This is a genomic window from Streptomyces brevispora (genome assembly GCF_007829885.1).
Taxonomy (GTDB): domain Bacteria; phylum Actinomycetota; class Actinomycetes; order Streptomycetales; family Streptomycetaceae; genus Streptomyces; species Streptomyces brevispora.
Genome location: NZ_VIWW01000001.1, coordinates 2,321,986 through 2,347,647 on the forward strand (window position 1 = coordinate 2,321,986; position 25,662 = coordinate 2,347,647).

At 70.2% G+C, this 25,662-nt stretch carries 26 protein-coding genes and 1 pseudogene; 9 read left to right on the top strand and 18 right to left on the bottom strand.

The annotated features are described in order from the left end of the window. Positions 1-112: 112 nt before the first annotated feature. The 5 genes and pseudogenes from FHX80_RS10590 to FHX80_RS10610 all read left to right on the top strand — a co-directional run. Positions 113-349, top strand: a pseudogene (locus tag FHX80_RS10590) (YbaK/EbsC family protein); the annotation flags it as partial. A gap of 38 nt (positions 350-387) precedes the next feature. Further along, a complete protein-coding gene (locus tag FHX80_RS10595) occupies positions 388-735 on the top strand; it encodes an MDR/zinc-dependent alcohol dehydrogenase-like family protein (protein WP_145763970.1) in 348 nt (115 codons plus the stop codon). A 247-nt stretch (positions 736-982) separates the two neighbouring features. Then, entirely contained in the window at positions 983-2,092 is a 1,110-nt protein-coding gene (locus tag FHX80_RS10600; protein ID WP_167523393.1) for a DUF1996 domain-containing protein, read from the top strand. A gap of 169 nt (positions 2,093-2,261) precedes the next feature. Beyond that, entirely contained in the window at positions 2,262-4,019 is a 1,758-nt protein-coding gene (locus tag FHX80_RS10605) for a discoidin domain-containing protein (protein WP_145763971.1), read from the top strand. Positions 4,020-4,038: 19 nt separating this feature from the next. Further along, positions 4,039-4,485 carry a DoxX family protein gene (locus tag FHX80_RS10610; protein WP_167523718.1) on the top strand — a complete coding sequence of 149 codons (447 nt, stop codon included), beginning with the start codon at positions 4,039-4,041 and terminating at the stop codon, positions 4,483-4,485. Between the two features lie 100 nt (positions 4,486-4,585). Here FHX80_RS10610 and FHX80_RS10615 read toward each other — a convergent pair whose 3' ends face one another. The 5 genes from FHX80_RS10615 to FHX80_RS10635 form a co-directional block, all read right to left on the bottom strand. Beyond that, complete coding sequence (locus tag FHX80_RS10615) at positions 4,586-5,380, bottom strand: SDR family NAD(P)-dependent oxidoreductase (RefSeq protein WP_145763973.1); 795 nt, start codon at positions 5,378-5,380, stop codon at positions 4,586-4,588. Continuing rightward, entirely contained in the window at positions 5,377-6,537 is a 1,161-nt protein-coding gene (locus tag FHX80_RS10620; RefSeq protein WP_145767202.1) for a serine hydrolase domain-containing protein, read from the bottom strand. The genes FHX80_RS10615 and FHX80_RS10620 overlap by 4 nt, the downstream gene beginning before the upstream one ends. A 66-nt stretch (positions 6,538-6,603) precedes the next feature. Continuing rightward, positions 6,604-7,389 (bottom strand): energy-coupling factor ABC transporter ATP-binding protein, encoded by a 786-nt coding sequence (locus FHX80_RS10625; RefSeq protein ID WP_145763974.1) that lies wholly within the window; start codon positions 7,387-7,389, stop codon positions 6,604-6,606. Beyond that, positions 7,386-8,147 carry a cobalt ECF transporter T component CbiQ gene (gene cbiQ, locus FHX80_RS10630; protein WP_145763975.1) on the bottom strand — a complete coding sequence of 254 codons (762 nt, stop codon included), beginning with the start codon at positions 8,145-8,147 and terminating at the stop codon, positions 7,386-7,388. The genes FHX80_RS10625 and cbiQ overlap by 4 nt, the downstream gene beginning before the upstream one ends. After that, positions 8,147-9,214, bottom strand: coding sequence for an energy-coupling factor ABC transporter permease (locus FHX80_RS10635; protein WP_145763976.1), 1,068 nt, complete (start codon positions 9,212-9,214; stop codon positions 8,147-8,149). The genes cbiQ and FHX80_RS10635 overlap by 1 nt, the downstream gene beginning before the upstream one ends. Positions 9,215-9,401: 187 nt before the next feature. On the opposite strand from FHX80_RS10635, the gene FHX80_RS10640 reads away from it, so the two are divergent. After that, positions 9,402-9,752: an SsgA family sporulation/cell division regulator gene (locus FHX80_RS10640; protein ID WP_145763977.1), complete on the top strand. Its 351-nt coding sequence runs from the start codon at positions 9,402-9,404 to the stop codon at positions 9,750-9,752. 79 nt (positions 9,753-9,831) lie between these two features. On the opposite strand, the gene FHX80_RS10645 is transcribed toward FHX80_RS10640, so the two are convergent. The 11 genes from FHX80_RS10645 to FHX80_RS10695 form a co-directional block, all read right to left on the bottom strand. Further along, positions 9,832-10,617: an aspartyl/asparaginyl beta-hydroxylase domain-containing protein gene (locus tag FHX80_RS10645; protein WP_145763978.1), complete on the bottom strand. Its 786-nt coding sequence runs from the start codon at positions 10,615-10,617 to the stop codon at positions 9,832-9,834. 44 nt (positions 10,618-10,661) lie between these two features. Beyond that, a complete protein-coding gene (locus tag FHX80_RS10650; protein ID WP_167523394.1) occupies positions 10,662-11,375 on the bottom strand; it encodes a 2OG-Fe(II) oxygenase in 714 nt (237 codons plus the stop codon). Then, entirely contained in the window at positions 11,372-11,713 is a 342-nt protein-coding gene (locus FHX80_RS10655; protein ID WP_145763980.1) for an acyl carrier protein, read from the bottom strand. Before FHX80_RS10655 ends, FHX80_RS10650 begins: the two co-directional genes overlap by 4 nt. Then, a complete protein-coding gene (locus FHX80_RS10660) occupies positions 11,710-13,020 on the bottom strand; it encodes a class I adenylate-forming enzyme family protein (protein WP_145763981.1) in 1,311 nt (436 codons plus the stop codon). Before FHX80_RS10660 ends, FHX80_RS10655 begins: the two co-directional genes overlap by 4 nt. Then, positions 13,017-14,288 carry an MFS transporter gene (locus FHX80_RS10665; RefSeq protein ID WP_145763982.1) on the bottom strand — a complete coding sequence of 424 codons (1,272 nt, stop codon included), beginning with the start codon at positions 14,286-14,288 and terminating at the stop codon, positions 13,017-13,019. Before FHX80_RS10665 ends, FHX80_RS10660 begins: the two co-directional genes overlap by 4 nt. Next, the gene (locus FHX80_RS10670) at positions 14,285-15,295 is read right to left on the bottom strand and encodes a biotin synthase BioB (RefSeq protein ID WP_145763983.1); all 1,011 of its coding nucleotides are present in this window, start codon (positions 15,293-15,295) and stop codon (positions 14,285-14,287) included. Before FHX80_RS10670 ends, FHX80_RS10665 begins: the two co-directional genes overlap by 4 nt. Positions 15,296-15,333: 38 nt before the next feature. Further along, positions 15,334-16,542: an alpha/beta hydrolase gene (locus tag FHX80_RS10675; RefSeq protein WP_145763984.1), complete on the bottom strand. Its 1,209-nt coding sequence runs from the start codon at positions 16,540-16,542 to the stop codon at positions 15,334-15,336. Continuing rightward, positions 16,539-17,378 carry a hypothetical protein gene (locus FHX80_RS10680; protein WP_145763985.1) on the bottom strand — a complete coding sequence of 280 codons (840 nt, stop codon included), beginning with the start codon at positions 17,376-17,378 and terminating at the stop codon, positions 16,539-16,541. The genes FHX80_RS10675 and FHX80_RS10680 overlap by 4 nt, the downstream gene beginning before the upstream one ends. Before the next feature lie 28 nt (positions 17,379-17,406). Beyond that, positions 17,407-18,777 (bottom strand): B12-binding domain-containing radical SAM protein, encoded by a 1,371-nt coding sequence (locus FHX80_RS10685; protein WP_145763986.1) that lies wholly within the window; start codon positions 18,775-18,777, stop codon positions 17,407-17,409. Positions 18,778-18,944: 167 nt separating this feature from the next. Further along, positions 18,945-19,235, bottom strand: coding sequence for a hypothetical protein (locus FHX80_RS10690; RefSeq protein ID WP_145763987.1), 291 nt, complete (start codon positions 19,233-19,235; stop codon positions 18,945-18,947). A 208-nt stretch (positions 19,236-19,443) separates the two neighbouring features. Further along, positions 19,444-20,499, bottom strand: a complete 1,056-nt coding sequence (locus FHX80_RS10695; protein ID WP_244318203.1) for a helix-turn-helix transcriptional regulator — start codon at positions 20,497-20,499, stop codon at positions 19,444-19,446. A 29-nt stretch (positions 20,500-20,528) separates the two neighbouring features. On the opposite strand from FHX80_RS10695, the gene FHX80_RS10700 reads away from it, so the two are divergent. From FHX80_RS10700 to FHX80_RS10710, 3 genes are all read left to right on the top strand, one after another. After that, positions 20,529-20,834, top strand: a complete 306-nt coding sequence (locus FHX80_RS10700; RefSeq protein ID WP_145763988.1) for a hypothetical protein — start codon at positions 20,529-20,531, stop codon at positions 20,832-20,834. Between the two features lie 185 nt (positions 20,835-21,019). Further along, entirely contained in the window at positions 21,020-21,223 is a 204-nt protein-coding gene (locus FHX80_RS10705) for a hypothetical protein (protein ID WP_145763989.1), read from the top strand. 47 nt (positions 21,224-21,270) lie between these two features. Then, positions 21,271-22,329 carry a ParB/RepB/Spo0J family partition protein gene (locus FHX80_RS10710; RefSeq protein WP_244318204.1) on the top strand — a complete coding sequence of 353 codons (1,059 nt, stop codon included), beginning with the start codon at positions 21,271-21,273 and terminating at the stop codon, positions 22,327-22,329. Between the two features lie 236 nt (positions 22,330-22,565). Here FHX80_RS10710 and FHX80_RS10715 read toward each other — a convergent pair whose 3' ends face one another. Both FHX80_RS10715 and FHX80_RS10720 read right to left on the bottom strand, forming a co-directional pair. Further along, positions 22,566-24,794, bottom strand: coding sequence for an MMPL family transporter (locus tag FHX80_RS10715; RefSeq protein WP_145763990.1), 2,229 nt, complete (start codon positions 24,792-24,794; stop codon positions 22,566-22,568). 114 nt (positions 24,795-24,908) lie between these two features. Beyond that, the gene (locus FHX80_RS10720) at positions 24,909-25,481 is read right to left on the bottom strand and encodes a TetR/AcrR family transcriptional regulator (RefSeq protein ID WP_145763991.1); all 573 of its coding nucleotides are present in this window, start codon (positions 25,479-25,481) and stop codon (positions 24,909-24,911) included. Positions 25,482-25,662: the final 181 nt, after the last annotated feature.

The window sequence follows — 25,662 nt, forward strand, 5'->3', positions numbered from 1 at the left end:
CTCAGGGCCTTGTCACGCGTACGGCGATGGTCTTCGCCGTACGCGGTCCCGGCACCCGGCACCCGGAATCCGGCTCGCACCCCCCCGGACCACGGCCGATAGCGTGCGGGGCATGAGCTCTTCCGGCACCGGCACCGACACCGACGCCGACGCCCCGACAGGCAGCGACAGCGCCGCCGCCCACCCCCGCTTCGCCGACGCCTTGCGCGAGTCGGGTCTCGACGTCGAGACCCGCCGCTTCCCGGCGGCCACCCGGGCCGCCGCCGAGGCGGCGGCCGCCCTGGGCTGCGCGCTCAGCGAGATCGTCAAGTCGCTGATCTTCGAGGCCGACGGGGTGCCCGTGCTGGTCAGGCACCCGAGGACGCCGAGCCGCATGCGTACGACGTCGTGACCGAGTTCACCGGGACGGCGGCCGGCCTCAAGCTGGCCGGCCAACTCATGCGCCAGCTCGGCACGTTGTGCGTCGCCGGGTACCACCACAGCGGCCCGCGCGAGCTGGACGTCGAGCTCCGGTACCGGGGCGTCACCCTCGTCAACGGCTTCACCCCGCAACGCCACCGCCAACTGGCGGCCCTGCGCGAGGGCCTGCGGCTCATGTCGGAGCGCCCCCTCACCCTGGAGCCCCCGCTGACGCACGAGGTGGCGCTCGACGATCTCGACACGGGCGTCGGGCAGCTGCTGGAGCGGCCGGCCGGGTTCGTGAAGTGCGTCGTCCGCCCCTCGCGCTCCACCTGACGTACACGACTCCCGAACCACCCGGGGCACACAGCGCCCGGCGCATGACCCCACGCGCCGGCAGATCCGCAACTCACCGCAGGCCAGCACCTGTTACCACAAGTAACCCGCCCCGCCCGGACCACTCCGGGCGGGGCGGAGGTCGTTCACGAACTATTGACACGCTCTCGTCAGGAGCGGAACACTCCGGACTGGGAGAGCGCTCTCCCACCCTCATGCACCCCCACCCACGCAGCAGGAGGTCTCCATGCCACGGAGGTCGAGAACGCTCACCGGACTGCTCTTGTTCACCTCGCTGACCCTGACCACGGCGGGGATCGCCGGGATCGCGGCGACAGCGAACGCGTCCACCGGAACGCCGTCCGCGGCGGCGGGTTCGCACGCCGAGCACGCCGCGTACTCCATGCCGGGCATGCCCGGCATGCCCGCGTCCACCCAGGCGTCGGGCGACGACCCGGACGGGGACGGCTACATCATGGCCGACCCGCCGGTCACCGGCGTCACTCCGTCCATGAAGAACCCGCCGTCCCGGTACTTCCACGAGTTCCAGGCCAAGTGCGCCCCGACGCACACGGCGCCGGACGACCCGATCGTGTACCCGGGACAGCCCGGCAAGTCCCATGACCACACGTTCATGGGGAACACCACGACGAACGCCAACACCACCACCGCCTCGCTGGAGTCCGGCGGCACGACCTGCCTGGCGCGCGGCGACAAGTCGGGGTACTGGATGCCGAGCCTGTTCAACGGGCAGCAGAAGATCCTCCCCCGGGGCGTCCAGACCATCTACTACAAGTCGGGAGTCACCGACTACACCAGCGTCCGGCCCTTCCCCCGGGGACTGCGGTACGTCGTCGGCAGCCCGATGCAGAGCAAGGAGGAGTTCAAGAACCTCAAGGGCACCGTCGAAGGCTGGGAGTGCGGCGACCAGTTCAAGAACTACGACTTCCCGGCGACCTGCCCCAACCGTCAGGACGTCCAGCTCAACCTGCGTCTCCAGGCGCCGAGTTGCTGGGACGGCATCCACCTGGACACTCCGGACCACAAGAGCCACATGGCCTACCCGGTGGCCGGGGGTGCAAACTACAACTCCTGCCCGGCCGACCACCCCGTCGCCCTGCCGATGATCGAGTTCAAGATGGCCTGGCCGGTCAACGGTGACATGTCGCAGGTGAAGCTGGCCAGCGGCGCGGGCTTCTCCTTCCACTACGACTTCATGAACGGGTGGGACGCCGCCACGCTCAACGCGATGGTCACCCACTGCGTCAAGGGCGGCCTCCAGTGCGACGCCCGCGGCTACGACGAGACGCACCCGGAGGCGGGCGCGGCGCTCAACGGGAACTACGAACTCCCGTAACCCGCAAGACCGGCCGACCGCACGGCCGCAGCACAGCCGCACAACAGCACAGCCGCGCAATCAGCACCCCCGGGTAAGGGGCCTTTTTTCGGCCGGTCGTGGAGAGCGCTCTCCACGACTACCCGGGCCGCTCCTCCCCCGCTCGCCTCCCACCCGCAAGGAGAGTGACATGCACCAACCCCCCACCCGAACGGCCAAACGCCTCGTGGCCCCGTTCGCGGCAGCGGCTCTGCTGGCCGGCGCCCTGGTGGCCCTCCAGGCGCCCGCCGCCCAGGCGGCCGGCAGCGTCGTCAAGGTCACCGGTTCACAGGGGAACTGGCAGCTGACCGTGAACGGTTCGCCGTATACGGTCAAGGGCCTGACCTGGGGCCCCTCGGTCGCCGACGCCGGGAGGTACATGCCGGACGTGGCGTCCATGGGCGTCAACACCATCCGCACCTGGGGCACCGACGCCTCCAGCAAGCCGCTCTTCGACACGGCGGCGGCCAACGGCATCAAGGTGATCGCCGGATTCTGGCTCCAGCCGGGCGGCGGGCCGGGCAGCGGCGGCTGCGTCAACTACCTGACGGACACCCAGTACAAGAACGACATGCTCGCGGAGTTCCCCAAGTGGGTGAACACCTACAAGGACAACCCCGGCGTGCTGATGTGGAACGTCGGCAACGAGTCGACGCTCGGCCTGCAGAACTGCTACGGCGGTGCCGAGCTGGAGGCCCAGCGCAACGCGTACACCACCTTCGTGAACGACGTCGCGAGGAAGATCCACGCGGTCGACCCCAACCACCCGGTCACCTCGACCGACGCCTGGACCGGTGCCTGGCCGTACTACAAGCGGAACGCCCCGGACCTCGACCTGTACGCCGTCAACGCCTACAACGCGGTCTGCAACATCAAGTCCGACTGGCAGCGGGGGGGTTACGACAAGCCCTACATCGTCACCGAGACGGGCCCGGCCGGTGAGTGGGAGGTCGCCGACGACGCGAACGGCGTCCCGACCGAGCCGACCGACGTGGCCAAGGGCGGGGGCTACACCAAGGCGTGGGGCTGCGTCACCGGGCACACCGGGGTCGCGCTCGGCGCCACGATGTTCCACTACGGCGTCGAGGACGACTTCGGCGGCGTCTGGTTCAACCTGCTGCCGGGCGGCCAGAAGCGGCTCTCGTACTACGCCGTGAAGAAGGCGTACGGGGCGAGAACCTCGGGCGACAACACCCCGCCGGTGATCACGGACATGGCGGTGGACGACGCCACCTCCGGCGTCCCCACCGGGGGTGACGTGCGGATCAGGACCCGGACGTCCGACCCGGACGGCGACGCGATCAGCTACCAGGTGCTGTTCAGCAGCAACTACATCGACCAGAACAAGTCGCTCGTCCCCGCCGAGACCAAGGTCAACGCTGACGGCACGCTGACCGCGAAGGCGCCGAGCAGGACGGGTGTCTACAAGGTCTATGTGAAGGCCACCGACGGCCACGGCAACGCGGGCATCGAGACCAAGTCGCTGAAGGTGATCCCGCCGAAGGCGAACGGGACGAACGTGGCCCTGGGCAAGACCGCCACCGCGTCCTCGTTCCAGACCGACCCGACCGGCGGCTGCCCGTGCGGTGCGGCCAACGCGGTGGACGGGAAGTCCGACACCCGCTGGGCGAGCGACTGGAGCGACCCGCAGTGGCTCCAGGTCGACCTCGGCACCTCGAAGAGCTTCAGGCACGTGCAGATCGCCTGGGAGTCGGCGTACGCCAAAAAGTACGAGATCCAGACGTCCCAGGACGGGCGGAACTGGACGACGGTGAAGTCGGTGACCGACGGCAACGGCGATATCGACGACTTCGACGTCAACGGCACGGGCCGGTACGTGCGGATCAACGGCACGGCCCGCGGCACCGGCTACGGCTACTCGATCTACGAGTTCGGCATCTACAGCTGACGGGAGACCGGCCCTCATGATGATCACTCGCCCGGGGCGGGCACAGCCCTACGCGCTCGGCCTGTTCCGCATCGTCATCGGGTTGCTCTTCACCTGCCACGGGGTCGCCTCGCTGTTCGGCGTCCTCGGTGGCGCACCGGTTCCGGCGGGCACCTGGCCGGGCTGGTACGCCGCGGTCATCCAACTGGCCGGGGGCACCCTGGTGTTCCTCGGCCTCGGTACGAGGACGGCCGCTCTGGTGGGCTCCGGCTCCATGGCCTTCGCGTACTTCGACGTGCACCAGCAGCGGGGCCTGCTCCCGATGGAGAACGGCGGCGAGGCCGCGGTCCTCTTCTGCTGGACGCTGCTGCTGATCGCCTTCTCCGGACCGGGCGCACTCGCCGCCGACCGGCTGTTCAACTCCCGCGGGGCCACCCGGGAGGAGACAGAGGTGCGGCGCAGGCAGCGCCTGCGGGTACCCGCCTGAGGGGACGGATACCCCGCGCACCGGCCTCCCGGGACTGGCCCCGGGAGGCCGGTGCCGTGTGCGCACCCTGCTCCGGAGGGGAGGCCGGCCCCGGAGTGCCCTACTCCTTCGCGAGCGCCTGCCGGAAGCCCGTGTTCACCGCGGTCAGCCCGCCGTCCACGCACAGCGTCGTCCCGGTGACCCAGGCCGCGTCGCGGGAGGCGAGGAAGGCGACGGCGGCCGCGATGTCCTCCGGCTCGCCGACCCGGCCGAGCGGGTAGAGGCCGCTGATCCGGGAGAGCTCGGCGTCGCGGCCGGCCCAGGCATCGGTGCGGATCGTGCCGGGCGCGACCAGGTTGACCCGCACCCCGCGCGGTCCGGCGTGGCCCGCGAGCGTCCTGGTGAGGCTGCCCAGGCCCGCCTTGGCGGCGCTGTAGGAGTGGTTGCCGAAGTCCTGCACACCGTTGACCGAGCCGATGCTGACGATCGCGCCCCGGCCGGACGCCGCGAGGTGCGGCAGCGCGGCGCGCGCGCACCGGTAGGCGCCGCTGAGTGTGACGTCGAGGTCGCGCTCCCAGACCTCGTCCGGCTCGTCCTCGAAGAGCGCGGCGTCCGGGGAGCACGCGTAGGCGTTGTTCACCAGTACGTCGAGCGCGCCGAACGCCGAGACGGCGTGGGCCACCGCCGCCTCGACCGCCGCCCGGTCGGTCACGTCGCAGGCCAGCGAATCGGCCGTGCCGCCGTCCGCGACGATCCCGTCGGCCACCCGCCGGGCCCGGTCCGGGTCCAGGTCGGTGACCAGGACCCGGGCGCCCTCGGCCGCGAGGCGGCGGGCCGTGGCGGCGCCGATGCCCTGGCCCGCACCCGTGATGAGAACGCCGTATCCGTCGAATCGCGCGAGCGCAGCTGAAGTCATAGCGCCGACCGTACTGCGCGGACCAGTGCCTGGGCACGGGGGTCGGCGGTGACTCCCTTCTGCAGACCGTTCGTCACATAGCCGAGCGCGATGCCCGATTCGGGGTCGGCGAAGCCGAGCGAACCGCCCCGGCCGGGGTGGCCGAAGGAGCCCGGGGAGAGGAGCGGGGACGCCGGTCCGTGCAGCATGTAGCCGAGCCCGAACCGGGTGTTGACGACCAGTACCCGGTCGGGGCCCCCGGACTCCTCGGTGCGGGCCAGTGTCAGGGTGGCCGGGGCGAACAGCCGGTGGCCGTCGACCGGCCCGATCATCGCGGCGTAACAGCGGGCCAGGCCCCGGGCGGTGGCGATGCCGTTGGACGCGGCGAGTTCGGCGGCCCGGTAGCCGGGGTCGTTCTCGTCGGGGAACGGGTCGATGGCGCCGAACGCGCGGCGGGTCAGGGAGTCCGGGTCGCCGTAGGCGTCGACGACGGACCGCTTGGGGCGCATCCGCAGCGTGCCGGTGCCGTCGCCGGTGGGTGCCTCGACCGGGCCGATCCGGCCCACCCGGTGGGCCTCGTCCGCCGGGATGCCGAACCAGAAGTCCAGGCCGAGCGGGCGGGCGATCTCCTCGGCGATCCAGCGGCCGAGGGTGCGTCCGGTGACGCGTCGCACCAGTTCGCCGATGAGCCAGCTGTAGGTCTGCGCGTGGTAGCCGTGCTCGGTGCCGGGCTCCCACTGGGGACGCTGGGCGGCGACGGCCCGCGGCCCGCTCACCCCGTCGGCGGCCTCCTCCGGGGTCAGCGTCCGGTCCAGGACCGGGACCCCGGCCCGGTGGGCGAGGAGATGGCGCACGAGTACGCGCTCCTTGCCGTTGGCCTTGAACTCCGGCCAGTAGGTGCCGACCGGGGCGTGCAGATCGATCTGGCCGCGCTGGTGCAGCAGCAGCGGGACGGCGGCGGCGATGCCCTTGCCGGCCGAGCGGACGACCTGCACGGTGTCCACGGCCCACGGCTCCACGCCGTCGACGTCCCTGGTCCCGGCCCACAGGTCGACGACCTTGCGCCCGTGCCGGTAGACGGTGACCGCCGCCCCGCGGTCGCCGCGCTGCTCGAAGTTACGAATGAAGGCATCCCGGACCGGTTCGAATCCGGGCACCGCCGTGCCCCGTACGTCCACGCCTGTTCCCGCGCTCCCGCTCATCCCCCCATGGTGCATGGTTCCGCAGGTCGCGGGTGGGGCGGGTTACCTCATGTTCACCTTCACGGAGCGCGGATCGAGCCCGAAGGGGAGCTCCAGCCGGTGGGCGCGCATGAGTTCCTCGTCGCAGAGGAGGTCCTGGGTGCGGTCGTCGGCGACGATGACGCCGTCGCTGAGGATGACCGCGCGACCGCACAACTCCAGGGCGTACGGCAGGTCGTGGGTGACCATCAGCACGGTGATGTCCAAGGACCGCAGGATGTCGGCGAGTTCGCGGCGGGAGGCCGGGTCCAGGTTGGAGGAGGGCTCGTCCAGGACGAGGATCTCCGGCCGCATCGCGAGGACCGTGGCGACGGCGACGCGGCGGCGCTGGCCGAAGGAGAGGTGGTGCGGCGGCCGGTTGAGGTACTCCTGCATGCCGACCTGCCTGAGCGCGTCGGTGACCCGCTCCTCCAGTTCGGCGCCGCGCAGTCCGCTCGACGCGGGCCCGAAGGCGACGTCCTCGCGGACGGTGGGCATGAAGAGCTGGTCGTCGGGGTCCTGGAAGACGATGCCGACGCGGCGGCGGATCTCGGCGAGGTTGCGCTTCTCGACCGGGAGTCCGGCGACCCGGACGGTTCCGGCGCCCGCGTCGAGGATGCCGTTGAGGTGGAGGACGAGGGTGGTCTTGCCGGCCCCGTTCGGGCCGAGCAGGGCGACGCGCTCGCCGCGTGCGACGGTCAGGTCGACGCCGAAGAGCGCCTGGTGGCCGTCGGGGTAGGCGTACGCGAGGCCGCTGACCTCCAGGGAAGGGGGCGGGGTCGGCGCGGGGGCGGCAGAGGTCTGGCTCATACGGTCCATCCCAGCAGACAGACGACGAGCGCGAGCACGGGGAGTGCCGAGGCGTACGCCCACTGGGCGCGCGAGGCCGTCACCTCGTCGATGACCGGCATGGTGCCGGTGTAGCCGCGGCTGACCATCGCGAGATGGACGCGTTCGCCGCGCTCGTAGGACCTGATGAAGAGGGCGCCGGCCGATTTGGCCAGCACGCCCCACTGCCGTACTCCGCGTGCCTCGAAGCCGCGCGAGCGGCGGGCGATGGACATCCGGCGCATCTCGTCGGTGATCACATCGCCGTAGCGGATCATGAAGGAGGCGATCTGGACGAGCAGCGGCGGCAGCCTGAGGCGTTGCAGGCCGAGCAGCAGGGAGCGCAGTTCGGTGGTGGAGGCGAGGAGCACGGAGGCGGCGACGCCGAGCGTGCCCTTGGCCAGGACGTTCCAGGCGCCCCAGAGGCCGGGGACGCTGACGGAGAGGCCGAGCACCTGTGTCGGTTCGCCGGGCACCACGAACGGCATGAGCAGCGCGAACGCGACGAACGGCACCTCGATCAGCAGCCGCTTGAGGAGGAAGCCGGCCGGGACGCGGGCCAGTACGGCGACGCCCGCGATCAGCAGCGCGTACAGCCCGAAGGCCCAGACCGCCTCGCGCGGGGTGGTGACGACGACCACGACGAAGCAGAAGACGGCGGCGAGTTTGCAGTGCGGCGGCAGGTCGTGGACCGGCGAGTGCCCGTGCCGGTAGAGCTTGTGGGCGTGCCCCGCGCCCATCAGACCTTCTCGCCGGTACGGGAGCCGGCGGCCGCGGACTCGTCCTTCGTCCGGCGGCGGCGGGTGACGACGTAGAAGGCGCCGCTGCCGGCGACGAGGGTGGCGCCGACGCCGATCACTCCGGCCAGTCCGCCGGAGATCCGGGCGTCGGAGACGTCCTTGACGCCGTAGTCGGCGAGCGGGGAGTCCTTGGACGCGTGCTCCTCGGCCTTCTTGTCGATGCCCTGGTCGCTGGCGACCTTCTCCAGGCCGTCGGGGCTGGCGGAGGCGTAGAAGGAGACGAAGCCGGCGAGTACCAGCGCGGTGACCAGGCCGGTGACCCACAGGCCCCGGTCGGAGCGGGCGGCGGGGGACGCGGCGACGGGTTCCCGGGTGGGTGCGTCGACGAGTTCGCCGTCGACCCGGAGCTTGAGCGGGGCGGTGAGTCCGCGGGCGCCGTGGACCAGGTCGGGGCGTACGGCGATGACGGCGCCGACGGTCAGCGCGGTGATCGCGGCCTCGCCGATGCCGATCAGGACGTGGACCCCGGCCATCGCGGTGAAGACCTTGCCGATCGGGATGTCGGTGGTGCCGCCGATCCAGTACATCAGCGTGAAGGCGCAGGCCGCGGCCGGTACGGAGACGAGGGCGGCGACGAAGGAGGCGGCGGTCATGGAGCGGCGGGTGCGCGGCAGCACGCCGACCAGTGCGCGGAAGAGGGCGTACGCGACGACGGTGGTCACGATGCCCATGTCGAGGATGTTCACGCCGAGCGCGGTCAGCCCGCCGTCGGCGAACAGGATGCCCTGCATCAGCAGGACGACGGAGATGCAGAGGATTCCGGTGTACGGCCCCACCAGGATCGCGGCCAGCGCCCCGCCGAGCAGGTGGCCGCTGGTACCGGCGGCGACCGGGAAGTTCAGCATCTGTACGGCGAAGATGAAGGCGGCGACCAGCCCTGCCAGCGGCGCGGTCCGCTCGTCCAGTTCCCGGCGGGCCCCCTTCAGGCTGACGGCCACGGCACCGGCGGCCACGACTCCGGCCGCGGCGGAGACGGGTGCGTTGATGAATCCGTCGGGTACATGCATGGAGGAGGCTCCGCTTCCTGCGTTTCCGCACTGCTGCGCGGGGTCATGAACCTCTCAATAGTAGAGCCTTGTTGCAAACGGTTCGCAAGAGCGCCTCAGTCACAACTACTCAGGGTTTCCATAGTGCCCTTTACGGAAAATATGGGACATTGGAGGGCGAAGACGCATACACAGGAGGAGCCGGCCGATGTCCCCCGTGATCAAAGAACATGCCCGCGCCCGGCTCGTCAGCGACGCCCGCGACCTGCCCACGGTCCCGGTGGAGCTGCGATACGACTCCGCCGACGATCCGCACACGATCCGTGTCGCCTTTCCCGGCGGTCCGGAGTGGTCCCTCGAACGCGACCTGGTGGAGCGCGGACTGCGCGCCCCGGTCGAGCACGGCGGCTACCGGATCTGGCCGTGCGGCCGGGCCCAGCTCGTCGTCGAGTTCCATTCGGCGGCCGACGTCGAGGTGGTGCAGTTCGACAGCGCCCCCCTGGTCCGCTTCCTGCGGCGCACCCACACCGAGACCAGGACCGAGACCACCCGCGCCTGACCCACGTCAGAGGGTTCCGGCGATCCCGCGGGCCGGTACGAGGGGTGCGGTGACCGCCGGGCGGGTCACGGGAGCGGGCTCAGGCACTCACGAACTCCTTGGACCAGAAGCTGCGGTAGATCAGCTTCCGGGAGACGTCCATGAGGTAGGTGATGGCCCGCACCTCGACCTCGCTGAGATCGGGGTGCCAGAGGTCGAACAGGAGCACGGCCCGCCCGGAGTCGGTGTCGTTCCACACCTCGTGCTCGTAGGAGTCGTCGAAGACGAACGCCCTGCCCCGCTCCCACTCCCTCGACCCGGCGCCCACCCGGATGCGGGGGCCGTCCGGGGTGACAAGGCCGAGATGGCACCGCAGATGGGCGTTGGTGTAGCCCGTGTGGGCCGCGATGTGGGTGTGCGGATCCAGGACCGAGAAGTACGTCATCCCGCACCCGAGGGCCCCCGGGATCGGTTCGAGGGCCGCGATGGTCCTCGGGCACGCCTTGACGTTCTTGGGGTACGCCTTCGCCGTGTAGTACAGGTAGTGCGCCGACCAGCGGCCCTCGTCGGCGAGTTCGGTGGGGTTGCCGTTCACGGTCCGCTTGCCCCGCAGTCCGCCCAGGTTCTCGAACTCGGCGGTGATGTCCGCCGTCGCGGCCTCCAGGCCGGCGATCCACGGGAAGCGGTCGTTCTCCCACCACGGCAGCGCGGCGAGACCGGGGATGAAGAGGTTCGGCTGCTGTCCGCCGGTGGTGTGCTGGAGAACCTCGTCCCGGATCGCGATGTCCAGACCCTCGCGGACCCGTTCGACGGAAGACCGGTCGATCCCCTGCTCGTCGATCCACCGCTCCAGATAGGCGGGACTCTGCGAGATCCACGGCTGCATGTGCGCCTCCAAAAGGTGTGGGTGTGGTGTCGTCGGTACCGCTGTCAGCCGGTGAGGATCGCCGTGAGCTTCTCCCGGGCGCTCCCGGGGCTCGTCGTACGCTCGGGGCTCAGGGAGACGAAACCGGTGAGCGAGCGGCGCAGGGTGTCACCGGCGGTGGGATCCACCCGCCCGATGGTGTGAACGGTGTCCGACTTCACCAGGACGAGCCGGTTCGGTTTCGGCACGATGGCCACCGGGCTGGTCGTGCTCCTGTCGATCCGGTTCTCCATCCGGCGGACCAGGTCGCTCTCCGCGTCGTCGTCGGCGTTCGCCGGCTGCGGGTCCTCGTCGATCAGCTTGAGTTCACCGCCCCACGACGGCCGCCACCGGTCGTGAAGGAACAGGATGAACTCACCCTGGCGGCCACGGCCCGCGTCGTTGTGCCAGCCGAGGCGGCTGCCGGCCGGGTACTTCCAGAACGCGAAGGCGATCCTGTTCCAGTCGGTGCTCGCCTCACCGTAGAAGTCGCTGTGCGCGTGGACCGCCCGGGCCAGTTCCTCGTACACCTTCGGCCGGCCACCGGCGTCCACGGAGCCGAGCTCCTCCTTGAACCGCACGCCCTTCGAGCGGAAGGCCGGGCCGTCCTCCTCCGATATGACGCTCTCTCTCCGGGTGAACGTCGCGCGTTCCAACAGATCCTGGGCGCCGGAGAAAACCGGCTCGCTCAGGAAGTCATCGATGATGACGAAGCGCTTTCCGCGCTGGATCTCCCTCACTCTTCCCACCCTTTCCGTCCATGCGTCTTCTCGTTTTCGTGTGCGGTCCGGGCGGCGAACACCGCCTCGCCCCAGCCCGCCACACAGCGGCTCTCCGCCCGCACCAGCACCCGGTCGGGGATCTCCGTGCCGATGGCGTCCTCGATCCTGGAGGCGAGCGCTATCCAGTCGAGGGAGCTCAGCCCGAGCAGGGCGAGATCGAGGGAGCGCAGCTCGGTGTTCCCGACCAGCTCACCGGCGTCCGGGGCGGGTAGGCCCTGTTCGGCCAGTGCCTGGACGACCAGGTCGGCGACCAGCAGATCGCAGGCGTCGCGCCGGTGTGAACCATGGGGGCTCAAGCTGCCTCACGTCCCTTCCGTACCATGTCGGTCAGTGCGTTCCGGTCCGGTTTTCCCACCGTGGTACGGGGCATTTCCCGGCACACGAGGACACGCGGAACAGGTGGCCCGCCACCGTTCCCGGACAGTGCCGCGATCAGGTCCGCCTCGGCCGGCTCCCCCTCGACCACCGCGTGGAAGTCCTCGCACTCCGGGCTTTCGGCCCGGGGGAGAACGAGCAGAAACACATCCCGCACTCCGGCGACCGCGCGCAGGGACTTCTCCACGCTCTCCGTCCGGACGAATCTCCCGTTCAGCCGGAGCGGACCTCGGACCCGCTCCACGAAGTGCACGGAGCCGTCGGCGTCGTGCCGGACGATGTCCCCGCTGCGCCACTCCCGGCCCGGCGGCGCGTGGTCGCCGAGGTAGCCCTCGACCGGCGCGGGCAGCCGCAGGACCAGCTCCCCGCGGGCTCCCGGAGGGGGACGCAGGATGCCGACACCGAAGACCGGCCGGCCCATGCCGCGTTCCCCGAAGAACGTGCCGCCCGTCTCCGAGCAGCCGTACCCGCGCAGGAGCGGCACCCCGAATCGCTCCCGGAACGCGGTGTCGAGCTCGTCGCCGACCCGGCCGGCGCCGGCCATCGCGGCGCGCGGCCGGGACTCGCCCCCGCGCCGGGTGGCGGTCAGCAGCCGTGCCAGGGGCGGGGTGAGCGCGAGGACCGACACGGCCCCGGAATCGATCCGGCGGGCCAGGGTGCCCGCGCGGACGAAGGGCGTGACCTCGATGTCGACGCCGCTGAGCAGCGCGCCCATCGCGACACCCCAGCCGAACGAGTGCACCAGCGGGACGGGCACCGCGACACGGTCACCGGGAACCAGGGCGAGCCCGGTGCGGTAGCCCGTGGCCTCGTACAGCACGCTCGCCACACCGCGCCTGGTCACCTTCGGGCGGTCGGTGCTGCCCGAACTCAGGTGCAGGACCGCGGTGGTGGCGAGGGCGAGGTCGCCGCGCTCCCCGGTCCGGGGGACCACGGACAGATCGCCGGTGACACGACAGGCGTCACGGACGACCTGATCCGCCGTCACTCCGGCCCCCGGTACCGGCATCGGCACCGCGTCCAGCCGCCATGCCGCGACGGTCGCCGTCACCAGGGCCCGCCCCTCCAGGCCACTGAGCACCACCACGTCGCCGGGGCGCACCCCGGCCCGTCCCAGGCTGTCGACGAGGGGCTCGAAGGGGGAGCCCGCCGCGTCGAGGGTCTCGCCGTCGACCCGTACCCCCTGGGACAGGATGCGCCGGGCCAGTTCCGGACGGCCGCTGCTCATCGGACGCTCTCCACTGCCGCCGGCCGCTCCTCGCCCGCCGCGATGACCTTGTCGATCGTGACGATCGGCAGGACGGTGGCGATGCTTCCGGCCACACCGATCCACAGGGTGGGGACGACGCCGATCGCCGTGCCCAGCCAGCCCGCCGCGATCGCCGCGATCGGCATGCTGCCCCACACCACGAAGCGGATGGAGGCGTTCATCCGGCCGAGCAGGTTCTTGGGGCAGAGCTTCTGCCGCAGGCTGACCTGGGTCACGTTGTAGAGGAGCGCCCCGACGGTGAGCCCGAACTCCCCGACCAGCAGGATCGTTCCGGCCAGAACCCTGTCGGAGTCGCCGGCCAGGGCCGCCAGGGGGCTGGCGGCGGTGAAGAACGCGGCGGTGAGCAGGCCCACCGACATGATCGTGCCGACGCTGTACCGCTGCCGGGCCCGGGGGGCGAGCATCGCTCCCAGCACCCCGCCGACGGCGCCGCAGGTCATGATCAGCCCGAGCATGAACGCGTCGAAGCCGATCGTGCGCATGACCAGGACCGGGACCAGGGTGGCCACCATCGTGGCGAAGAAGTTGGACACGCCCATGGAGACCGCGAGCCGCCTGATGACCGGCTGGTCCCGGACGAAGCGCAGCCCTTCCGCGATGTCCGCCCCCAGCCGTCCCTTGGTCCGGGGAGCCAGATCGGACTTCTGCTCACCGTCCTCGGTCACCGCCAGACACAGGAAGCTGGCGAGGTACGCGAAGGCGTCCATGAGCAGGACGACGGGCGCGCTCACGACCCGCATGAGCAGACCGGCCAGCGCGGGTCCGGCCAGGGTGGACACCTGAGCCGTCGATTCCAGGCGCGCGTTGGCCGGGGCGATGTCCTCCTCGGGTACGAGGACGGGGACGTAGGACTGGTAGCCGACGTCGAAGAAGACCGTCACCACGCCGACGACCAGCGCGACCGCGTACAGCGCCCCCATCCCCAGGTCTCCCGTGAACCACAGGACGGGGAGGACGAGTACGGCCAGCGCGCGGGCGAGAGCGGCCCACATCATCGTCCGGCGCTTGAACATCCGGTCCACCCACGCGCCCGCGGGCAGGCCGATCAGGAGGTAGCAGACGGTGGACGCGGCGCCGAGCAGGCCCACCTCCTGGCTGTCGGCGTGCAGGAGGTCGACAGCCGTGACGGACAGTGCGAGCGTGCCGACGCGCGTCCCGAACTGGGAGAGCGTCTGCCCGAACCAGAACCGTCTGAAGTTCGTGGAGGCCACGGAGTACGTGCTCACGAGGCGTACCTCAGGGCGCCTCCCGGGGTCGGCGCGTCGAGGAACACCGAGCCCCGGGTACGCAGGCCGGCTTGTGCGACCAACTCCTGGACGTGCTGCTTGCGGACCACGTAACGGTCCTTCCCGTAGATCAGATAGCGATTGCGGTCGGTCTCTCCGGTGAAGTTCACCGTCATGACGTTGGCACCGGCGGCCAGGCCGCGGGACTGGCCGCCCTGCGACGTCTTCTCCAGAGCGCTCACCGAGGGGATGAGCAGCGAGGGGAGGTGGACCCGGAGTGCGGCGAGCGTGTTGAGGGCGAGCTCGTTGGATCCGATGGGGGCCAGCTGCAGGGGGGTGTTCGGGGCGGGTACGAACGGACTCACGCTGCACATGTGGACCCCGAGCGAGGCCGCCAGCTCGATGTCGTCGACGATGCTGTCGAGGCTCTGGCCGGGCAGGCTGGAGATGAGTCCGGTGCCCACCCGGTAGCCGAGGTCCAGCAGATCCCGCATGCAGCGCAGGCGCTCGTCGAGCGTTTCGTGCCGCATCGCCTCGTGCAGCCGCGGGTCGCTCGTCTCGTGCTTGAGGATGTAGCTCGTCGCGCCGAGTTCCCGCAGGTGCTCGTACTGTCCCCGGCGCATGTTCCCGAGGTTGAGCAGGATCTCCACGCGCCCGTCGAAGAGTTCCCGGATCCGGGGGACTGCCTCCTCGACCGCCGAGAGGTTGCGCGGGGTCTCGCCGCCCTGGACGAGGACGATGTCGATGCCCGCGTCCCGGATCTCCCGTGCCCGGTCGACCATGTCGTCGCTGCTCATGAAGTAGCGGTCGTTGTCACGGGTGTTGTCGCGCCGCATCGGGCAGTAGTCGCAGTTCACCCGGCACACATTGGTGATCTCGATGACGCCGCGCAGGACGACGGTCCGTCCGAAGTGCTCCTCCCTCAGCCGCCGGGCCTCGGCGAAGAGCTCTTCCTGGGCCGGGCCCCTGGCCGTCAGACACCCGCGTATCTCGGATCGCGTGAGCATGTGTGTCACACCTCTCTTCCTGTCGGTCTGCTGGTGGTTCAGCGCTCGGGGACAGCGCGGTGCACGATCTGTTCGGCCACGAGCACCGGGTCCGCCGTCTCGCGATAGGAGTCGACGACCGTGGGCAGATCCGGTGCGAACCGCACCGAGGAGGCGGCCCCGTTGACCGAGACCCCGACCGTGGCTCCCGGGGAGAGCCGGTCACCGCGCAGATGGAGCGCGATCCGACGGGCCCCCGAGACCTCCACCTCGAAGCGGTCCGCGGAGGTCCGCACCGCGTGGACCTCGGCGGCCTTCCCCGGCACGATGCCGTCGACGCCCACCCAGTGGGCGCGTCCGTGCCGGTCCTCGTCGGCCCGGTGGTGGATCTCGGCGGGCCGAGGTGTCCGGTACGTACGGCCCAGCCATCGCTCGAGCCGATGGAACAGCGGACCGTCCGCGTCGAGACCGAGTGTCTCCAGACCGTGTCCGCCGCCGGGTACCTCCTCGTACCGGAGGTCCTCATGGCCCAGTGCGCGCAGCGTGTCGACGGACTCGCGGTCGAAACGCGCCGGTATCTGTTCGTCCGCGCCGCCGTGGACGACGAAGAGGGGCAGCGGCAGGGTGTTGGGGAGCAGGGCCCTGGTCCTCGCGTCGGTGCCGAAGGACTCCCAGACCGAAAGGGCTCCGTTGAGCGGGACGGCGGCGCAGAAGGAGTGCCAGAACCGCATGCCCAGATTCCAGGTGGCCAGGCCGCCCATGGACACCCCGGCGAGGGCGCACCGGTCGGGATCGGCGCCGAGTTCGGTCCGGGCCCAGCGCAGCGCCGCCGGAACGAAGTCCCGGCCGGTCAGGTCCCAGCGCGGCATCCGGAACCGGCTGCCGAAGATTCCCGCGACATCGAGGTTGTTCGACCGCTGCGCCGGAAGCTGCGCCGTCGGGCAGAGGACGGCCAGGGAGAGCCTCTCCCCGAGTGCGGAGAAGTACGGGAGCACCTGCTCCCCGCTGCCCCCGGCACCGTGCAGGACGATCAGGGCGCCCAGGCGCCGGCCGGGGGTGTACGGGGGGACATGGACGGCCATGTCCGTACGGCGGCCGTGCTCGTCGTCCAGCTCCACCACCCCTGACCAGGTGTCCCACGGGCGCTCTTCGTACCGTTCCAGCAACTCGCGCAGCGCCGTCGCGCCGATCTTCCGGTGTCGCAGTTCGGCGAGGACGGCCGTCCGGTCGGGGAGCAGGCACAGCGCGCGTGCTTCCTGCGGCGTCATCTCCGGTCGGCCCCTTCCGTGGTGGTGACGGGTGCGGGTGTGGCGTCGGGTGCGAAGTGCAGACGTCCGATACGGACGGGGGTGCGGCTCAGCCGCCGCGCCCCGGCCGCGGCCAGGGACAGGGTCGCGGAGAGGTCTGCCGCCTGCATGGGGAACTCGATGAAGCGGGCGCCGTGCGCACGGGCCAGTGGTGTGGCGGCCGAGACCAGCTCCCCGAGGTCAGCGACCGAACGTCCGGGGAATCCGCTCAGTACCAGGCGGTGCCGGTCCAGGACCCAGTGGACCCGGGTGGCGCCGCCCGTGGGCCCGAACTCGTCGTGCTCGGCGAGGACGTCGGCGACGAGTGGGGCGGCCGGTGCCCGCCGCGGCAGGTCGAGGACACGGCTCCGGTCCACCGGTCCGGGTACGCGCGCCGGCCGGTCCACGTCCGGGACCGGGATGTCGAACCGGTGGAGCAGGGGCCCGGAGGTCCGCAGGCGCAGCATCCGCGCGAGACCGGCTTCCGGCTTGTGGGGCTCGACCCAGGCGGCGATGCCCGCGTATCCGCTGTCGCGGGCCAACTCCCTTGTCGTGAACCCCAGTTCGAGGGACGCTCCGCTGCCGCGCGCGGAGTCGTCGACGAACACGCCTTTGAGCAGGAGGTGACTGCCCCAGCGCATGCTGCGGTGTACGGCGCCCAGTCCCCCGCCGGGTGAGGTGAGCCCGACCCAGAGATAGTCGTCGCGGGCGGTCAGTTCCCGGGTCAGCGCGGTGGCGTCGAGTCCTTCGACATCGACGATCCGGAGGATCTCGTCGGCGTCGGCCGGCGTCAGCCGGCGCACTCGGCCGATGGTCATGAGGATTCACCTACAGACGGGGGGGTGATCACACGAGCGGCAGTTGCCGGCTCAGCGCGAGGTACGGGAACTCCGTGGGTGCCGCGTCCTGCCGCTCCGCGGGGAGGGGAACCTTGGTCATCCGCTTGCTGGCGTTGCGCGCGGCCATGAAGTTGATCAGCACACGGGCCGGCATGAAGCGGCTGTCGAGGTCCTTGATGATCCAGGAGAACAGGTCGGGGTGGAACGGGTAGAACGTGGGGTCCACCAGTTCCGGGTCCGCCATGCCGAGCTGCCGGGCCATCCCGGTCTCCGGCAGCACCCGGTATCCGACGTGCATCACCAGCTCGCCGTCCTCCAGACGGGAGTTGATGTACTCGGCACTGTTGCGGACGCTCTCGCGGTCCTCTCCTGGGCCGCCGAAGACGACGTTCACCCGCGCCGGGATGCCGTGCCGCCGGCACCGTTCGAGGCACCGGTCGACATGACGGGTGCCGAAGGTCTTGCCCAGGAGCTTCATGACGCGGTCGTCGAGGCTGTCGGGCGAGATGACGACGAACTCGACCTTGCTGATCGCGAGGAGTTCGGCGAACTCGTCGTCGAACGGCTTGGGCGTGAAGTAGGCGGACCAGGTCAGTCCCGGCAGGTCCAGTTCGCTGATCATCCGGACGACGTCCTTGGCGTACCGGAGTTCGCTGTTGAAGATGCCGTCGGTGAAGAACACCCGCCGGATTCCCGAGGCGTGGATGGCGCGGAGCTCCTCCGCGATGAGCTCCAGCGGCCGGAGATCGCCGGCGTTGTCGCCGCTGATGTACGCGTACGGGCAGTAGACGCAGCCCTGGTAGCAGGTCTTGCGGCGCGTCTCCACACCGATCATGGCCTCGCTGAACTGTGTGTAGGTCTCCATCAGCGATCGCGGGTGCCGAAGGGGCTCCGTCATGAACGCGTCGTACCGTCGGCCGGTGATGTTCTGGTGCGCGCCCCGGTACCGGTCCGGGTCGGCCACGATGTCGAGCATGGACTGCTCGCCGGGGCCGACGACACCGACGTCGAACCCGAGCCGCTCCATCAACTGGTCGGCGAAGAGGCTGTACCCCGGTCCGCCGCCGACCAGGAGCGGTTTCCGGTCGCCGAGGGCCTGGCGCACCCGGTCGAGGAAGGCCTGGTAGTGCTCGACGTGGCCGTCGCACGACATGTCGATGGGATCGATGTTGCGGATGGTGAATCCGATCATGTCCCAGGGCTCGGTGACCCAGGACAGATCCTCGACGGCGGCGGGGTTCTCGACGAAGTCGATCAGCCGGGCTTCGTGGTCCGCGCGGACGAGGGCATCCTGCACACACCGCAGGCCGATGGGGAAGATGGGTTCATTGCCCGGCATGGGGAGACTGGCCAGATTGACGAGGGCGACGCGAGCCATCTTCGGTCCTCCGGAATGATTCTGCGACGGACGAGCAGGTGAACAGCGGGGATAGGCCGCGTGAGGTGCGGCCTATCCCCGTCAAGGGCGGCTTTCACCCTGCGCGTCGGTGATCAAGGCGATACGACGCGGTGAATTTCTCTTCTTTTCGGTCAGGCGCTTTTCGGTCAGGCGCAGGAAGGCGCGACCATCTGGTGCAGGAAGTCGGAGTCGACGAGGTCGAAGAGTGCCTCGCAGAGCTTGTCGAAACGCTCCGGGTCGGTCGCCATGAGAACTTCGACCGCTTCCTTCTCCATCAGCATGCCCGAACCGTCGAGGGCCTCACGGGGGTTGTTCGCCAGGTGGCTGGCGAAGTTCTCGTCGTAGCTGAGACGCCCGATCAGGGCCTCCATCGTGTGGGCCGCCTTATTGGCGTCGACGATCTGCGCGGCGGAATACTCGGCAACCTGCTGAGACATTTCCTGTCTCCTCTTCTTCCCTGGGGTCAGGGATAGGCGGGATTGACGAGAAAGAAGCTGGCACGGGTGCCGATGTCCAGTCAACAGAGCTGAAGTGCACACCCGCTCAACCGGAATCGGTGGACGGTTGAATGCGCGCCCGCTCAACCGAAAGCCGTGGACGGTTGAACGCATGCGTTCAACCGTCCACGGCTTTCGTGCTCGTTCGTCAGTCGGAGTCGGACGGCAGGAAGCGCCGCTGAACGGCGTGGACGCCGGCCTGGAACCGGCTCTCCGCCTCGAGATGGGCGAGCAGGCTCGCCACGGTCCTGCGTATCGTCCGGGCCGAGACCCCCATGCGGTGGGCGATCGCCTCATCGGTGCACCCTCGGGCCATCAGGCGCAGTGCTTCGGCCTGTTGCTTGGTGAGCCCGGTTTCCGGCTCCGGTTCGGGACGCACGCCCAGGGGCTGCGCGGACTGCCATACGCTCTCGAAGAGCGCGCACAGGAGCGTGATCGTTCCCGGGTTGTCGACCACGACCGCGCCCGCTCCCGTGTTGCGGCTGTCAGCCGCTATGAGGGCCGTGCGACGGTCGATGACGATGAGTCGGTTGGGCAAGGTGGGAATGGTGCGGATCTCGGCACCCTGCTCCACCAGCCATTCGGCGTGGGACACCGTGGGCGCGTCGCGCCGAATGCTGTCGAGGTATATCGTCCGCATCCGTACCCCTCGGCTGAGGAGTCTCTTGTTGAGAGGACGTGAGGCAGCTGTGTTGGCCGGGGTCTGCGGGCCGCCCGGGGCAAAGGTGAGAAATTCTTCCTGAACCTGACTGTTGAGGATTTCGAGTTGTTCCCTGATGGCCTCGATTCCTGCTATGTACTGGAACCCGGAGCCCGCTCCGGGTGCATAGTCCGGCGCGTACTTGGCAATCGCGTCCGCGACGGCCGCGCGGCTGGATTCGACATGCTGCTGGTGCGCGGCCAGCTCGGCCTGCTGCCGCGCGAGCAGGGCCTCCAGGCCCAGAAGGGGATTCACCGCACGCATCTGTGTCTGATATGCCGTCGATTGCTGGATCAGTGCCAGACGGCTCAGTCGATCCAGCGCCTCGCGTGCCTCGCGCTCCGTCAGTTCGAGCTCGGCCGCCCAGTCGGCGACATCCCCTTCCGGGCGGGCAAGCATGGTCCTGTACACGGCCTCCGCGACCGAATCAATACCCAATCCAGAAAGCAAGTGAACCCCCCCGGGGAACGTCGCCGCTACGTACTCGCTCAAGATCTGGTGCATGCTACCCGGCCCACCTATTCGCGCGGGAGATGAGCGAAATAATCTATCTCGTCCACATTCATCTTGTGCCGCATCCGGCCGGCATGGAACTGCCCGGGTACACGGGCGCGGTCATCACCGCGGCCCTGCCCATTGACGCGGGGGTCCACCATGTCTCCGTGCACCCCTCGGACGGGCCCAACCCGGTCGTCGGCCTGTACCTGGAGTCCAGGACGCTGTCGCGCGCCGAGGCCTTGGCGCGCGATCTGTGGGAAACCGTCGCCGACTCGCATGCGTGGCTGCGCGGGTGGGCCTTTCTCAGGGCGGAGGTCCCCCTGATCCCCGTCAGGCACTGAGCGAGCCGCACCGGCTGCCGTGCCGACGGCCGTGCCTGGTCCCGAGCTTGAGAGCGCTTCCTGTCCCCTTGCGGACATGGCCGCTTTGCTCACCCCTGAACCGCTTCTCCTCGCCCTCGCGAAAGGCCAGACTCGATCGCAGTTCGAGCACCGAGCGAGCACTCACGACGCAGGGGGAGAAAAGAATGACTGCACGTCGAATTGCGCTTTTCACGGCGGCGATCGCGGCTGCGGTGACCTTGACGGGCGGCGTGGCGGCCGACCGGCCGGCGCACCCGGATTCGGTCCGGGCCGACTCGGGCTGGCAGACGCCGGTTCCCGCGACGCAGTCCGGTTCCGGCGAGGAGGCCCCGGCCACTCCTCCGGGAGACGACTCGGGCTGGCAGTAGTGGCTGGTGCGGAGGACCCCCGGGAACCCTCCGGGAGGGCTGCCACGGTGCCGTTGCCCGGGACGACCGGGCCCCGGGGAAACGACCCCGAACACCTGCTCAGGCTCAGGGACGATCTGCGCAGGACCCCGGTGGTCGACGTTCCGCTGCGGGAGCTGCGGGTCGCGGACTCCCCTCGCCGTCGCCTGGAGACTCCGGAACACACCCGTACGCTCGCGGAACTCGGCGAACGGCTGCCGCCCGTGCTGGTGCATCGCGCGTCGATGACGGTCATTGACGGCATCCACCGCCTGCGAGCAGCCCAGCTACGGGGCTGGACCAGCATCGCCGTCCGCTACTTCGACGGCAGCGCGGAGGACGGCCGGCTCCTGGCCGTGGCCCTGAACGTCGTCCACGGCCTGCCCCTGTCGGTCAACGAGCGCACCGCCGCCGTCAAGCGCATCCTGACGAGGCATCCGGAGTGGTCGGACCGGTCCGTGGCCTCGGTGGCGGGCCTGTCACCGACGAAGACGGCCGAGATACGGCGCCGTCTGCTCGGGGACGTCCCACCCGGCACGGCACGCATGGGGCGGGACGGTCGCGTCCGGCCCCTCGACTCCGCCCGCCGCCGCGAACGGGCCGCCGAGCTCCTCCGGGAGAACCCGGAGGCCTCCTTGCGACAGATCGGGAGAGAGGCAGGGCTCTCCCCCGCCACGGTCGCCGATGTCCGGGACCGGATCGCCCGGGGCGAGGGCGCGGTCGCACCACGGCGCACCTCCCGCACCACGGCGCCCGCGACCGGCGCCCCGCCGGTCGCTGCCGCGCAGGCGCCTCCGGATGCCATGGAGATCTTCGGCCTGCTGCGGCGTGATCCCTCCCTGCGCCTCAGCGAGGCCGGACGCTCCGTCCTGCGCCTGCTGGACGCGGGGGCCGCGGTCGCCAGGAACAGGGAAGGCATCGCGGCGAGCCTGCCCTCGCACTGCAAGGCGTCGGTGGCCCGGCTCGCCCAGGTCTACGCGGAGAGCTGGCAGCTCTTCGCCGCCGAACTGCAGCCCGGGGACACGCGGCCCGCGGACCGCCGCTTCCATCCCGGCGGCGAACCCGACCGGTCCGAACGGGCCTCCTGACCGACGGACCGGGCGAGGCTCCGGCCTCCCCGTGGACGCGGTGGGACCGTCCAGGGGGTGTCCGTCAGCCGGGGTCCCTGGGGGAGAACCTCCCCCAGGGACTCCGGCCGCACGCCCTTGCGTCGCGGGCCGACGTGGACCTCTCCGTACGAGGCGGAGTTCAGCAGCGGGGCGGACGCGGCCCCCGCGTACAGCCCCCCAGCTCGACCGGGCGGCCGTGGCGGGTCAGACGCGGCTCAGACGCGGGTCAGCTCGCGCTCACCGCCGTGGTCCGGACCGGCGCCGTCCTCGGCGGAGGTGCCGAGCTCCTTGCGCAGCCCCTCGCCCTCCACGTCCACGTTGGGCAGTATCCGGTCCAGCCGGCGCGGCAGCCACCAGGCCCGCTTGCCGAGCAGGGCGAGGACCGCGGGCACGATCGCCATCCGGACGACGAACGCGTCGAAGAAGACGGCGATGGCCAGCGAGAAGCCGATCATCTTGATCATCTGCTCACCGGAGCCGATGAAGCCGGAGAAGACCGCCATCATGATCACGGCCGCGGCCGTGACCACCCGGGCACCGTCCTTGAAGCCGGTGACGATCGCCTGGCCGGGCTGCTCCCCGTGGACGTACGCCTCACGCATCCGGGTCACGAGGAAGACCTCGTAGTCCATCGCGAGACCGAAGACCACACCGACCATGAAGATCGGCATCATCGACATGATCGGACCGGTCTGCTCGACCCCGAAGAGCGAGCCGAGCCAGCCCCACTGGAAGACCGCGACGACCGCGCCCAGGGCGGCGACGACCGAGAGCAGGAAGCCGAGCGCCGCCTTCAGCGGAACCAGTACCGACCGGAAGACCACCATCAGCAGCAGGAAGGCGAGGCCGACGACGAGCGCCAGGTAGGGCAGCAGCGCGTCGTTCATCTTCTGGGAGAAGTCGATGTTCATCGCGGTGGAGCCGGTGACCAGGACCTCGGCGCCGGTTTCGGACGTGATGTCGCCACCCGCGTCGCGGATCGCGTGGACGACGTTCTCGGTCTCGACCGAGCTCGGCCGGTCCTTCGGGACGACGGTGATCATCGCCGCGTCGCCGGCCTTGTTGAAGTTGGCCGGGGTGACGGCGACGACGCCCGGCATGTCGGAGATCTCGTCGCCGACCCGCTTGGCGGCGGCCTTGCCGTCGGAACTGTTCTCGGTGTCGACGACGACCATCAGCGGGCCGTTGAAGCCGGGGCCGAAGCCCTCGGAGAGCAGGTCGTAGGCGCGGCGCTGGGTGGTGCTGGTGGGCTGGGAGCCGTCGTCCGGCAGGCCCATCTCCAGGGACGCGGCCGGGATCGCGATCGCACCCAGGCCGAGGACGCCGACGAGCAGCACCCACACGGGCTTGCGCAGCACGAACCGTGCCCAGCGGGTGCCCATGTTCGGCTTGGCCTCGGGCCGGTTCTCGGCCTCGGCGGCCTTGCGCGCCTTGCGTCCCATGACCCGCTTGCCCGCGAAGCCCAGCATGGCCGGGACGAGGGTGAGCGCGATGAGGACGGCGATGGCGACCGTGCCGGCCGCGGCGAAGCCCATCTTCGACAGCATCGGGATGTTGACGACGGCCAGGCCGACCAGGGCGATGACCACGGTGAGCCCGGCGAAGACGACCGCGGAACCGGCCGTGCCGACCGCCCGTCCCGCCGCCTCCTCGTGCTCCCGGCCCTCGGCCAGTTCGGCACGGTAGCGGGAGACGATGAAGAGCGCGTAGTCGATGCCGACCGCGAGGCCGATCATCATCGCGAGGATCGAGGTGGTGGAACCGAGGTCCAGCACATTGGCCAGCGCCGTGATCGACGCGACGCCGATGCCGACGCCGATCAGCGCGGTGAGCAGGGGCAGCCCCGCCGCGATGAGCGATCCGAAGGTGATGACCAGCACCACCGCGGCCAGGGCGACGCCGATGATCTCGGTGGCCCCGGTCTCCGGCATCACCTGGAGCGCGTCACCGCCGATCTCCACGGTCATCCCGGTCTTCTGCGCCGTCTCGCCCGCGTCCTTCAGTGCGGTCCGGGTCTCGTCGGTCAGCTCCATCGAGTTGACCTTGTAGGTCACCGAGACATAAGCGGTCGAGCCGTTCTTGGAGACGGCCTTGCCCTCGTACGGGTCGACGACCGCGGCGACCTGCTGCGAGCCGGACTTCAGCTGACCGGCGATCTTCTTGACGTCGGCCTTGTTCGCCGGGTCCGTCATCTTCTGGCCCTCGGGGGCCTTGAAGACGATGCGCGCGGTCGCGCCGTCGGCACTGGCCGCGGGGAATCGCTGTTCCAGCAGGTCGAAGGCCTTCTGCGCCTCCGTACCGGGGATCGAGAAGGAACTGGAGGTGGCGGTGGACGCGGAGGCCGCGCCGACTCCGGCGAGCGCCAGCAGTGCCACCCAGATCAGGGCGACATAGCGGCGGCGCCGGAAGGCGAGCCGTCCGAGCTTGTAGAGGAATGTGGCCACGGAGGCGTACTCCCGGTCAGGTCGTTGAGTGGAAAAGGGCGTGAGGAACCAGCCCGACGACGAGAGCGGCGTGTCAGGTGGGAGGTGAGGAGAGGGCCGTACCGGGGACGGGCGTCAGATTCCGAGAGCGGGGAGGATCACGGAGTCGACGTAGTCGGTGAGGAACGCACGGTCCACCGCGCGGTCCTCGACCAGCTGCCGAGCGGCGAACGCGCCGATCAGCATGTGCGATACGTACTTCAGCGCCGGGTTGTCCGGGCGCAGCTCACCCCGGTCCAGGGCTCGGCGCAGCAGCGTTTCGAGACCGGTCAGTTCCGGCTCGATCAGCAGGTCACGCAGGGCCTGGAGGAGGTCTGGGTTGTTGTGGACGGCATGGCTCAGACCCCGCATCAGCGCGGCGTCCTTCTCCATCTGGCAGTCGTCGGTGCGGCTCAGGACGGCGTGGAAGTCACCGCGCAGCGAGCCGGTGTCGACCTCGCCGAGGGACACCGGCTTGTTGTGCCTCAGAGCCGTGACGACGAGCTCGGGCTTGCTCCCCCACTGGCGGTAGAGGGTGGCCTTGCTGGAACGGGTTCGCGCGGCTACGGCGTCCATGGTCAGGCCGTCGTAGCCGACCTCGCGGAGCAGGTCGAGCACGGCGGCGTACAGCTCGCTCTCACGCTCGGGCGTGAGCCGTGTGCGTGCCATGTGCCGACCTCCCGTTCCTGAGCTCGTACGATCCTGTGCGCTCTCGCGTGCTTCGCACATCAGTCAATCGAACGAAACTGTTTCGTACACATCGACGGTACCCCGGGCGCCGAGCGAAACGAACTCGTTTCGCTTGTGTTGCGCACCACAAGTTGCCGCCGCCCTCTCGCGCGGAAAACAT

Coding starts and splice junctions, on each gene's coding strand:
- FHX80_RS10600 (WP_167523393.1), top strand. CDS start 983: ATGCCACGGAGGTCGAGAACGCTCACCGGACTGCTCTTGTTCACCTCG.
- FHX80_RS10605 (WP_145763971.1), top strand. CDS start 2,262: ATGCACCAACCCCCCACCCGAACGGCCAAACGCCTCGTGGCCCCGTTC.
- FHX80_RS10610 (WP_167523718.1), top strand. CDS start 4,039: ATGATCACTCGCCCGGGGCGGGCACAGCCCTACGCGCTCGGCCTGTTC.
- FHX80_RS10615 (WP_145763973.1), bottom strand. CDS start 5,380: ATGACTTCAGCTGCGCTCGCGCGATTCGACGGATACGGCGTTCTCATC.
- FHX80_RS10625 (WP_145763974.1), bottom strand. CDS start 7,389: ATGAGCCAGACCTCTGCCGCCCCCGCGCCGACCCCGCCCCCTTCCCTG.
- cbiQ (WP_145763975.1), bottom strand. CDS start 8,147: ATGGGCGCGGGGCACGCCCACAAGCTCTACCGGCACGGGCACTCGCCG.
- FHX80_RS10635 (WP_145763976.1), bottom strand. CDS start 9,214: ATGCATGTACCCGACGGATTCATCAACGCACCCGTCTCCGCCGCGGCC.
- FHX80_RS10640 (WP_145763977.1), top strand. CDS start 9,402: ATGTCCCCCGTGATCAAAGAACATGCCCGCGCCCGGCTCGTCAGCGAC.
- FHX80_RS10645 (WP_145763978.1), bottom strand. CDS start 10,617: ATGCAGCCGTGGATCTCGCAGAGTCCCGCCTATCTGGAGCGGTGGATC.
- FHX80_RS10660 (WP_145763981.1), bottom strand. CDS start 13,020: ATGAGCAGCGGCCGTCCGGAACTGGCCCGGCGCATCCTGTCCCAGGGG.
- FHX80_RS10670 (WP_145763983.1), bottom strand. CDS start 15,295: ATGCTCACGCGATCCGAGATACGCGGGTGTCTGACGGCCAGGGGCCCG.
- FHX80_RS10675 (WP_145763984.1), bottom strand. CDS start 16,542: ATGACGCCGCAGGAAGCACGCGCGCTGTGCCTGCTCCCCGACCGGACG.
- FHX80_RS10680 (WP_145763985.1), bottom strand. CDS start 17,378: ATGACCATCGGCCGAGTGCGCCGGCTGACGCCGGCCGACGCCGACGAG.
- FHX80_RS10685 (WP_145763986.1), bottom strand. CDS start 18,777: ATGGCTCGCGTCGCCCTCGTCAATCTGGCCAGTCTCCCCATGCCGGGC.
- FHX80_RS10690 (WP_145763987.1), bottom strand. CDS start 19,235: ATGTCTCAGCAGGTTGCCGAGTATTCCGCCGCGCAGATCGTCGACGCC.
- FHX80_RS10695 (WP_244318203.1), bottom strand. CDS start 20,499: ATGCACCAGATCTTGAGCGAGTACGTAGCGGCGACGTTCCCCGGGGGG.
- FHX80_RS10700 (WP_145763988.1), top strand. CDS start 20,529: ATGAGCGAAATAATCTATCTCGTCCACATTCATCTTGTGCCGCATCCG.
- FHX80_RS10705 (WP_145763989.1), top strand. CDS start 21,020: ATGACTGCACGTCGAATTGCGCTTTTCACGGCGGCGATCGCGGCTGCG.
- FHX80_RS10720 (WP_145763991.1), bottom strand. CDS start 25,481: ATGGCACGCACACGGCTCACGCCCGAGCGTGAGAGCGAGCTGTACGCC.